Source organism: Methanospirillum hungatei (genome assembly GCF_020216685.1).
GTDB classification, from domain to species: domain Archaea; phylum Halobacteriota; class Methanomicrobia; order Methanomicrobiales; family Methanospirillaceae; genus Methanospirillum; species Methanospirillum hungatei_B.
Genome location: NZ_JAIWNS010000074.1, coordinates 1 through 10,000 on the forward strand (window position 1 = coordinate 1; position 10,000 = coordinate 10,000).

At 49.7% G+C, this 10,000-nt stretch carries 11 protein-coding genes; 5 read left to right on the forward strand and 6 right to left on the reverse strand.

From position 1 onward, the window contains the following. A partial coding sequence (locus LDL35_RS04345; RefSeq protein ID WP_304019879.1) for a PAS domain-containing protein occupies window positions 1-560 on the forward strand: 560 nt, incomplete at its 5' end. 47 nt (window positions 561-607) lie between these two features. Here the strand turns inward: LDL35_RS04345 and LDL35_RS04350 are convergent. The 3 genes from LDL35_RS04350 to LDL35_RS04360 all read right to left on the reverse strand — a co-directional run bounded on the left by LDL35_RS04350 (window position 608) and on the right by LDL35_RS04360 (window position 1,929). Then, the gene (locus tag LDL35_RS04350; RefSeq protein ID WP_048067580.1) at window positions 608-850 is read right to left on the reverse strand and encodes a hypothetical protein; all 243 of its coding nucleotides are present in this window, start codon (window positions 848-850) and stop codon (window positions 608-610) included. Window positions 851-930: 80 nt separating this feature from the next. Then, on the reverse strand, window positions 931-1,338 hold the full coding sequence (locus LDL35_RS04355) for a bacteriohemerythrin (protein WP_304019883.1): 408 nt from the start codon (window positions 1,336-1,338) through the stop codon (window positions 931-933). A gap of 66 nt (window positions 1,339-1,404) precedes the next feature. Next, entirely contained in the window at window positions 1,405-1,929 is a 525-nt protein-coding gene (locus LDL35_RS04360; RefSeq protein ID WP_304019886.1) for a GNAT family N-acetyltransferase, read from the reverse strand. A gap of 243 nt (window positions 1,930-2,172) precedes the next feature. Between LDL35_RS04360 and LDL35_RS04365 the strand changes: the two genes are divergently transcribed. Continuing rightward, the gene (locus LDL35_RS04365; protein ID WP_304019887.1) at window positions 2,173-2,529 is read left to right on the forward strand and encodes a hypothetical protein; all 357 of its coding nucleotides are present in this window, start codon (window positions 2,173-2,175) and stop codon (window positions 2,527-2,529) included. Between the two features lie 194 nt (window positions 2,530-2,723). Here LDL35_RS04365 and LDL35_RS04370 read toward each other — a convergent pair whose 3' ends face one another. The 3 genes from LDL35_RS04370 to LDL35_RS04380 form a co-directional block, all read right to left on the reverse strand. After that, window positions 2,724-3,545 (reverse strand): tetratricopeptide repeat protein, encoded by an 822-nt coding sequence (locus tag LDL35_RS04370; RefSeq protein WP_304019889.1) that lies wholly within the window; start codon window positions 3,543-3,545, stop codon window positions 2,724-2,726. Continuing rightward, window positions 3,487-3,930: a GNAT family N-acetyltransferase gene (locus LDL35_RS04375; protein WP_304019891.1), complete on the reverse strand. Its 444-nt coding sequence runs from the start codon at window positions 3,928-3,930 to the stop codon at window positions 3,487-3,489. The genes LDL35_RS04370 and LDL35_RS04375 overlap by 59 nt, the downstream gene beginning before the upstream one ends. Window positions 3,931-4,149: 219 nt before the next feature. After that, window positions 4,150-4,278: a hypothetical protein gene (locus LDL35_RS04380; RefSeq protein WP_304019892.1), complete on the reverse strand. Its 129-nt coding sequence runs from the start codon at window positions 4,276-4,278 to the stop codon at window positions 4,150-4,152. 194 nt (window positions 4,279-4,472) lie between these two features. Here LDL35_RS04380 and LDL35_RS04385 point away from each other — a divergent pair, with 194 nt between their 5' ends. The 3 genes from LDL35_RS04385 to LDL35_RS04395 all read left to right on the forward strand — a co-directional run. Further along, entirely contained in the window at window positions 4,473-6,113 is a 1,641-nt protein-coding gene (locus LDL35_RS04385; protein ID WP_304019897.1) for a PEGA domain-containing protein, read from the forward strand. After that, a complete protein-coding gene (locus tag LDL35_RS04390) occupies window positions 6,022-8,910 on the forward strand; it encodes a DUF3821 domain-containing protein (RefSeq protein ID WP_304019899.1) in 2,889 nt (962 codons plus the stop codon). The genes LDL35_RS04385 and LDL35_RS04390 overlap by 92 nt, the downstream gene beginning before the upstream one ends. A 277-nt stretch (window positions 8,911-9,187) precedes the next feature. Continuing rightward, window positions 9,188-10,000: SHOCT domain-containing protein (locus LDL35_RS04395; RefSeq protein WP_304019900.1), on the forward strand; the 813-nt coding region annotated here is incomplete at its 3' end.

Consider the following 10,000-nt stretch of genomic DNA (forward strand, 5'->3'; position numbering starts at 1 on the left):
AACCGGAGGGAGTAAAATCAATCATTATAGTCACTATTAAAACAAAAAATGATATCTGGGGTGCTGTCGGTTTTCTTGAAACAAACTCCGAGCGTATCTGGAGTCGAAAAGAGATTAGTGCTCTTGAAATCGGATCATCCCTCATCGGAAGTGCTCTTATGAGATTTGAAGCAGGGGAAAATCTTGAGAAGAGTGAGAAACAGTTCAGAACGTTGGCTCAGAACATTCCAGGGATTGTATTCAGGGTCTCCCTTGCCGGTTCAGATATGGAGTTTTACAACGACCATCTCGAGTCGGTGACCGGATACACCGCAAAAGAACTTGCAAGCGGACAGATCAGCTCTCTTATCCCCCTCATTTTTCCTGATGACAAGCAGCGGGTTGTTCAGGCAAAGAAAGAGTCAATCAAAACAGGAGAGCCGTACGAGATAGAGTACCGGATTATCGACAAGTTTGGACATATCAGAGTCATGAGCGAGCGTGGCAGACCTGTCGCTGATGAAACCGGACTTGTCGTCAGTATTGACGGCATTATTCAGGAAGTTGGATCAGGAGCCTGAAGGATGAATCAGGTGCAACCGGGGATTTCCCGGAAAACAACCGTCGCTTATTCACAAAATGCCTGTTCAAAGGCCATCTGGTTATGAGAGTACCGGAAATGTCTTCGAATGGCTACACTTTTACTGATCGGGTTTATCCATGACGGGTGGCGGTTCGCCAGGGGCGATGCATGATAGATGAAAAATTCGCCATTCCCGGTTTTATACATAAATGAACCCCGTTCTTCTCGTTCTCCAATCAGAATGGAGGTTCTCGTGTCATATATATGACCATTAATAATCTCTTTCACGTGCACCTGCGCTACAATGCGCCTGATATAAACGGCCTGTGAGCATATAATACTGACGAAGAAGAGATACTATCCCAGGATCAGGGAATGTTCGCATTATGCAGCGCCGGGACATATTTCTGATCTATCGTGGAGAGATGCTCATTGAGCCAGTTGGTAAGGAATATGGTCACTTCTGCACTGAGCGCTTCATCATTCTGCTTGTATTTAAATAAAAAATCATTCACCTTTGATATAAACGCATCATGAAAGATCCGGTGTTCGGCCAGATCAGGATAACCTGCCCTCTCCATGAGGGATTCCTCGGTCTGGAAATGGTACTCTGCGTACCGGTTCATCTCTTCAATGACATACGATACTTCCTCCTTACCCCGTTTTTGCAATAATGCCTCAAACATCCGGTTCAGAAGTGAGATAAGATGTTTATGCTGGTCATCAATTGATTGAATACCGGTCGAATATACCTCATCCCATACAATAAATGCCATGCACGATTCTCTCTCTCAAATGATATGAAACCTGCGATTTTAGGATGGGAAAAATAGAGAGGGAAATTATCTTCTGATACAAAACCGTATCGTTCCTTCCTCTCTTCCAGGGCCGTCCGGAGTAAACTTATTCTTTTCTAAAACCCGGATTGAGGGAGTGAGGTGAGGGTAGGTAGTGGCATACACGGTTTCAATATCTCCCTGTGAAAATACAAAATCAAGGATGGTACTGACGGCTTCGGTTGCATATCCCTGACACTGGAATGCCATAAGGACCGAATAGCCGATCTCACAGCTGCCATCCTCATTCATATACAGCCCGCCACTTCCAATCAGAACCGGACGGCTGGTTTTGCCAGCTGATTTTAAAATCCAGTACCAGGCACATAACCGGCAGGATATGGGATCAGTGAGCATCCCGATAAATTCATGAAGGGTCTCTGGGGTAACCAGTGGTGGAGGCCATTCTCCAGGAACGACTGCATTCAGCAGGAGGGATAATTCGTGATTTTCTTTTAGCTCTGCAGTACAGCTGGCGACCGTTACCGGTACCAGTATGAGTCGATGACTCTTTAGTTCATGTGCTATCATGGATTCGTAATTCTGGTATTCGCATACGCTCCTGAAATAAAAGACCAGGAAAACCAGGATAATGTCTGGCTACAAAAAGACCACACCATCATGTACGGAAGGCGCCTCCTGAATTATTCCTGACAGAAGGGCAGATAACCGGGTAATCATGGCATCACCTGATCAATCTTGGATATGAAACAATATACCGCTTTGCTCCGGTCAAAGAAAACAAAAGACAAATATAGGAGGCGGAAACGGTATATGATGAGCGATATGGTGCCGGTATACAGGATACTGTGTGTGCTCCACCTTATTTTTATGAGCGTTGCAGAATGCATTGATCAAAAACCAGAGCCGGAGATGGTGAACGAAACCAGGCAGAATAGCATGGGGGAACAGGTTCTCTCACCAGCAGGAGAATCAAACCACCAACCCAGTGAAGATGCCCGGATTGTCTGTGATGCAGTCACCCGTATCCTTGCCGCCGAACTTGAGACCATCAATACCACTCTTAAAGATAGCACATATACTCTGGCCATATATGGATTGAGCAGTCCATATGCACAAAAGGATCTGACCTTTCAAACCAGGCACATCTGCAGGATCGTATCAAATTGAAAAAACCGGTGATGGGAGGGCTTATTCAGACGGTTGAAGGAGTTATGGCAACCCCGGTCAGTTCCAAGATCCTCTCACATCAGATACCCTGACAAAAGATGTGATGTGGAATACCGCCGGTCTCTTTGGTGGAGAATGGCGGGTAGGAGTCAGCCGTGATATTTCAAAACCCTGACCATCCATAGGTGGTAGGGTCAGGGAGAGAGCGATGGATCACCCTCGCACTTCTCCTGTGCAGCACGCAGTCGGCCCAGTGCATCATCATCTCCGGGTTTTATCCGGACAACCTCATTGAATGCTTTTGCGGATTCACAATACCGTTCAGATGCAAAGAGCAGAATACCAAGATTATACCATGCCTGCGTAAGGTTCCGATCAGATTCAAGAGCTTTATGATAATGCCTGAACGCCTCGTACAACTCCCCTTGCTGAACATAAACATTACCAAGGTTATTCCATGCCAGGGCAAATGACTGGTTCAAAGCAAGAGCCTTGTGAAGATACTCTCTGGCTCTGTCATACCGGGCCAGTTCGTAGTAAGCCGTACCAGCATAATACCAGGCGATTGAATTATCGGGGTCCAGTGCGGTTGCATTGAGACACATCAGAGCAGATCTGTCATACTCCCCAAGCAGAAACAGAGTCCGGCCGATATTACCAAGGATTATGGTATCGCCTCCTCCAACTTCCCGTGCCTGCTCATATCTTGTCAATGCTTCCTGGTGATCCCCGAGATCAGAGAGCACATTGCCCAGGTTATTCAAAAGAGCAGCATTGTTCGGATCACGTGCCAGTCCCTGTTCATACGCTTCCTTTGCCTCTGATAACCGGCCTTCCTGATGAAACTGCATACCTGTATGAAACCAGTACTCATACGAATCACTAAGCCCGGTATTTGCTGCCCCGGCCTGACAAAGGAGGATGAGGACCAGAGTGATCCAGGCTCCTCGCCCTGGATCAGGGAGGATATGCAATAAATCCCTCCTTCTCACCCCGGACAAAGCCTGCCTGTTCATAAAACCTGAATACGGCCTCGCTCTTTCTTCCGGATAACAGCATAACCTTGTAACAGTTCTTCTTCCATGCCAGATCAAGCACATGAGAGATCAATGCAGTACCATACCCCTTATTCCGAAACTCTTTTCCGGTTACCACATTCTCAATGATACCAAATGGTCTGGCCCCGCGGCTGAGATTTGGAATGAGGATAAACATACATGACGAGACCGGAACTGAATTCACTTCAAGGATAAAAGGGAATATCGCAGGGTTTTCCATGATCTCATTCCAGGCTTTGAGCAATTCCTCCTCACCTGCCTCATCATGATCATGCATGTCACGATAGAGGGAGAGAAGAATAGGGAGATCCTGAGTGTCGGCAGTTCGAATATGCAGAACCATAGATAGCTATGAAACAGGTCTCTCATCGATAATATAGGTTAATGCCAGACTTTCTCCATTCATCCGGAAAATCAGGCTGACACCATGAAGTGCATGGAAAATAGGCACGATACATGAAATATTCATGAAGTATTCGCGGAAAATCTCCAAATGATCAGGAAAGAACCTGTATTGCATTTCACGTCAGTTTAATCCGGAAAAACCGAGAAGAGAGAGAAGTTACACGGGTGCAGGAACTCCAGGATTTTCAATCTGACTTTTCAGATCCGCAATTCTCATCTCATACCGGTCAATTGCCCGCTCCAGAATCTCTTTCTTTATCCGTTGGATATCCGGCTCCTGATTCATGATCATTCCCCTGCCTGCTCTATCAGCAATCTATTCAATGCATCATCCGGGTATATCAGAGTTTGCCATGCAACAGTGCCAAACAATACGATTTTGATTCAAATAGAGATATAATGCCAAGATTGTGATTATTGTGCAATCCCCCTGCAGACCAGACCGAAAACCATATCCCCGCACAGGTTAACAACCCGGTTATGAACAGACGATATCAGCTCGTATTCTGTTTCCTGGTAATTCTTATCTATCCCGCCCTGTGTCAGGTTGTGGCTGAAGAAGAGAGCATACCTGAACCATTCATCGATCCCGACGATATGCCCGGACCCGTTGATGATATATTCCTTCCAGATCCCTTCCCGCCAGTCATCGGGGGTGATGTCGGATGGTTCCGGATTACCTCTGATCCTTCACATGCTGAGGTCATCTTTGATGGTTCTCTGGTTGGGTATACCCCGATAACAGTTGAAGTATACACGACAGGCGCTCCATACCATACCGTCAGGATCGAAAAAAGCGGATACAAACCATGGAGCCGTGAACTGCATGAGAACCCGGCAGCAGGAGAGACAAAGACGATACATGCAACGCTGGGCCCTGATCCCTGCTGTAAAAGTCTTCGGATAACATCAGCACCATCGGGGGCACAGATAACCCTGAACGGAGTATACCAGGGGACCACCCCAAAGACCATTGATAATCTGGTAATTGGGACTTATCAGGTCACCCTCACAAGATCCGGGTATGAGACCTGGCATGGAAATATTCAGGTACGGCCGGACTCGGACAACACCATATACGTGGTTCTTGAGCCGAGCTTTGCCCCAATTACATCAGGAACACTCATGATCGAATCATATCCGGAGGGGGCAGAGATTGTTCTTGACCGGACCAGCCGGGGAACCACCCCCCGGACTTTGACCCTCCCTGAAGGTTCCCATACCCTTGTCCTGAACCGTGCCGGATACCAGCAGTATACAACATCCGTATTTACCAGGGACAAAGAGAATGCACGAATTACCGCATACCTGGTGCCGGTAGGAACTACTCCTGTGCAAACCCCGATCCCGGTCATCGTTGCATCTCCGGTCAGCGACGCTCCATCATATCCTCTCTCATATGAAAGCCTCACCGTTCTTGGAGAGAAGGCAGCAGCAGAGGCTCATCAGAACAGGAACTCATTCCTCGCGGCAGTCAATGATCCTCAGGGGGTGTTTGCGGGCGATACAGAATTTGTGAGTGTCCTTGCAGAAAATGGAACCCTTTTGGCCGACCCTGCTGCAGAGACCTGGATTGGAGAGGAGATCGCCACTTACATGGATCAGAACACGGTTCCGTATGGACAGGCAAGACAGGCACTTGCCAGGCACGGGGGTGGAATGCTCTATGAAAATTACTATAATAACACCTCTTCTGCTGGTGAACTGCTCATATCCGAAGTCAGGCCTGAAGAAGACGGTCTCATCATTACCACATCCCGCCGCATGCAGACAGCAATTCCTATACTATCAGAAGCGACCATCGCATCCCTCACCTCTGTGTCAGAAACTGATGGGAATAAGACCGGTGTCCCGTACCAGCAGATGGCCGTCCCTGCAGATCCCAACGATACGACAGGTCAAGGAGGCACTATCTTTGAGCCTGACAGAAATGGAATCAGCCTGCTTCCGGCGATTTATGCCCTCGCATCAGAAGGAGGAGGACCCATGTATGGTATTGAACCGGACGGGACTGATATAACCCTCTTTTATGTGTTCCCTGAAACTGACGGACAGGTACTGGTCAGGTGGGTATCTGAACCTGGAAGGAAGCACACGGAAGGGGAGCTTATTCATTCATAAGTCAAAACCTCTTTTTATTCTGGAAAAAGATGAGAATCCGGTCGGATTTTTCCTGCCCGGAAAGTTCATACCTTCCTGCACCAAAGCCTGCCGTATGTATTCTCGTCTGGTGTGGCTCGTGCTCATTCTTATAGGTATCAGTATACCGGTTAGTATACCGGTTCTGGCAGATCCGGTCATTGTTCCCCTCGGGGGGGAGGTCTATCTGGGAGAAGAGGGGCTTGATATCAGGTATGCAGTTCCCTACCCCTATACGTCCATCGCATATTTTCCGGCCGGGTCCTCTCCCGGACGTGACCAGCCGCTTGACATCATGCAGGTGAATCAGGGGAGATTCAGTGTCATTCCGGACCTCTTTTATGACCGGACCGGCGCATGGTACCAGTGGGACCAGATACAGGGAATTCCCGGGCAGGTTGCGTTCATCGTCAGGAACCCGCGAATATCATTAAAGGTCATGGACCGGAACACGATGGGAGATCGGTCATATGGCACGGTATCGCGGGGAACACCCCTGGTCATTCAGGTTGAAACAAATCTTGCCGGTATTACCCGGAGACCGGATTACTCCTCCAATGACGGACCGGTGAAGATTCAGATACGAACGCCCGGAGGAGGGACCCTTGCCGGAGTAAAGACACCCGGTGGTGGCCAGTATATCTTCAGTTCATTCAAACCGACCGGGGAACTCGGATATGCTCCTCCGATTGAGAGCGGGGGCTGGGATACCGGCTGGAGCGGGTATGAGTCAGGTCTCTACCATATAGAACCAAAATTTGCGGTGAACCGGATGGACGATAACCTCAGATCCTATCAGGGCGGGTATACCCTCCGGGGCACTGAGGTTACGCTCGGAACCGAACGGGCGGGACTTCATCTCTCAGATGAGACCGTGGTGAGAGGAGATCCATTTGGTGTAACGATCACCGGATCTCCGGGATCCCCCTATATCATCTGGATAGAGGGAGGAAGCAGGACCGGTTCTCCGGGTGACCAGCCACCAATGATCATCACCTCACAGGAGGGGGTGAGACAGGACAATCCTGACGGTCCTTATATCATCGGATCCTATCGCCCATCCGGAAAACGCACTGCGATTCGTGACCTTGTTCCCTCATACCCGTTTGGCGGGGTATATTACTATGCAGAGGTGACGCCTGACCGGACCGGCCGACGGACGATTGAGTTCAGGACAACACAGGAGACTGGTGACCGGCGATACACCATTCATATCGAAGGCCCTCTCGGATCGGTAAATCCACGATCAGACACGATATCCGTGCAGGTCGTCAAAGGATCCGTATCTCTCACAACCGGGAGCGAGACCTTCACCCTTGGTGACGAGGTACTACTCCGGGGAACAAATACAGGCTCATGTGAGACGTACCTCTTCATTACCGGTCCAAACCTTCCGTCGGCGGGTGGCAGACTGGATGCCCCAAGAAGGCAGGTCTCTGATGGAAATCCGGGAAGTTTCACGACAGCATCCGGGGACTGTGAGACCTGGGAGTTTAGGCTCTATACCGGCGAACTGGGTCTTGATACCGGGACATATACCATCTATGCCGTGTCAGCACCACGTGACCGGTACCACCTGGAAAGCACCTCATGGCAGGCGATTCCCATTACACTGAAACGTCCGTATATCTCGGTCTCAAGCAGGAGAATGACCGTTGCACAGGGTGATGAACTGACGATAACCGGATCTACGGGCGGACGGACTGATGCCGGGGTTGCCATCTGGATATTTGGCAGGAATTACTTCAGGTATGACACGGTGCAGACAGAGCGGGGCGGATGGTTCTCGTATGAGCTTTCCAGTTCTGTTACCAGGGATATGGCACCAGGTGAATATTCGGTCATCATCCAGCACCCGATGGCAAACGGGAACTTTGATCTCTGGCCAGACCGGAATCGTGAGATGGTGCTTGGCACGACTCCCTGGTATGGCGCTCCGGTATTCAGAATTGCAGGTCCGGGGGCTCTTCAGGGCCCTGCTGCGGCTGCTGCCCTGATCACCGCCCTGCAAAGCCAGTTTATTGATGATACCTACACCGAGTACTCAATCATTGTGCAGAACCCCAAGATTGCCATCACAGCAGGGTCACTGAACGGGACGACGGAGATGCCCATCGTAATATCCGGAACAACGAACCTTGCATCAGGTTCACGCCTCCTTGTTGAGATCACCGACGAGCAGTTCGGGCCAACCCGCAAGGGCGGTGATGGCAGCTGGTCCGGGTACTCAGGAACGACAACCGTATATCAGGGACCAGGAGAACGGGAGTTCGCATTTGAGATCCCGGCCGGGACACTGAAAGAAGGGCGTTACCGGGTTCTTGTCCAGGCGGTCTCCTCTCAAGGAACTGCATCAGGTGTTCTGCAGGTCACAATACCGGTAACATCTGGAGAGACCATGACCGTGAACCTGACACCACCAAAGTCTCCGGCACCAGTCCAGACACAGATACAGATCCAGACATTGGAACCAGAACAGATACCAACAGAGCCGGCCCAAACAGAGGGGCCTGTATCGACACCTGATCTGGTCTATGAGACTCCAACGGCGGATATGGGCGGAATGATACCTGATATTACGCGGATAATCCGGGAACCCCCTGTCCTGCTCGGTTTTGGAATCCTGTTCGGCCTGTGCGTTGCAGGACTTATTGCAGCACTGGTTGCATGGATGCGCAAAGAGAGAGATGAAGAAGAGAATGGTTCAGAAGGCAGCGATGAGGAGGATTTGAAACTCACTGATAGTGAAGAGGAAACGGACGAGGGTTCCGGTTCATAAGTAAGAGGAGAGAGGGAGTGAATATGGACGTGTGCGGCATGACCTGATATGATGTCTCCCTTCTCTTTTCAGGCAGATGTTTCTAAACCACTTTTTACCGGAATACCAAAATGTGCATCGAAAATTGCGCGCCGACAAGAGAACGGATGACGGGTTATTTCTGACAAACAGAAAGAGCGTTACACCACCATATAAAATTTTACCAGGGTGCCGTGTATAAAGTGTCATTGTACCTTATAATGTTCAAAAATATACCGGTAAACAGGTGGGGAGGCACATGACTGAAGAAGATCCTCTATCAATAGTGCAGGTGCGGTATGCACGGGGAGAGATAGATACAGCAGAGTATGAAGAATTTCTCTCCTGGTTTTTGAAAAATATCTCATTCCAGCAGGTTCCATCTCTCAAGATTGCTTCAGAGCGATACGCAAACGGAGAGATTACTATCGGGCAGTATAAGGAGATCATCTCTCATCTTCTCAATGATATCAGCAATTATCAGCAGAGTGCTCCACTCAGGGCAATTCATCTCAGGTATGCAGAAGGGGAGATAGATACTGCTGAATTTGAAGAGAAGGTCGGGGTTCTCATGCGGGACATTCCTGCATATCCCTATAATCCGCCACTTGCAGTCCTGTTTATGCGGTATGCAAAAGGTGAGATCGATAACCTGCGGTACCAGGAGATGCTTACCCATCTTTCTACATACTGCACGCCAAATCTCCCCAGTACGCCAAAGGAGGCACCATCGTCTCCTGAGCCACAAAAAACCTCTGCTCCCTCTCCAAAGCCCGCAGCACCTCCTGGAGGACAGAAACCTCCTGCCTCTTCCCCTCCACCTGCGGCAAAGCCACCTGAAGCTCCCCAGACACCGGATCCCTACCGTTTAAATTTCGCAGCAGTTCAGAACCCTCCTTCTCCGGTTGGTGATGTCAGTGCAGTCCACCCGGATCTCCATGGTGGATTACCCCATGAGATGGACATCGGAGGCCTGGGGGGACCAGGTGCCGGCGTCATCAGTGAGCAGCAGGTGATGATGGGACCGGCTCAGGATACCACGGCTGAACGGGGATCGTACCACATTACCGAT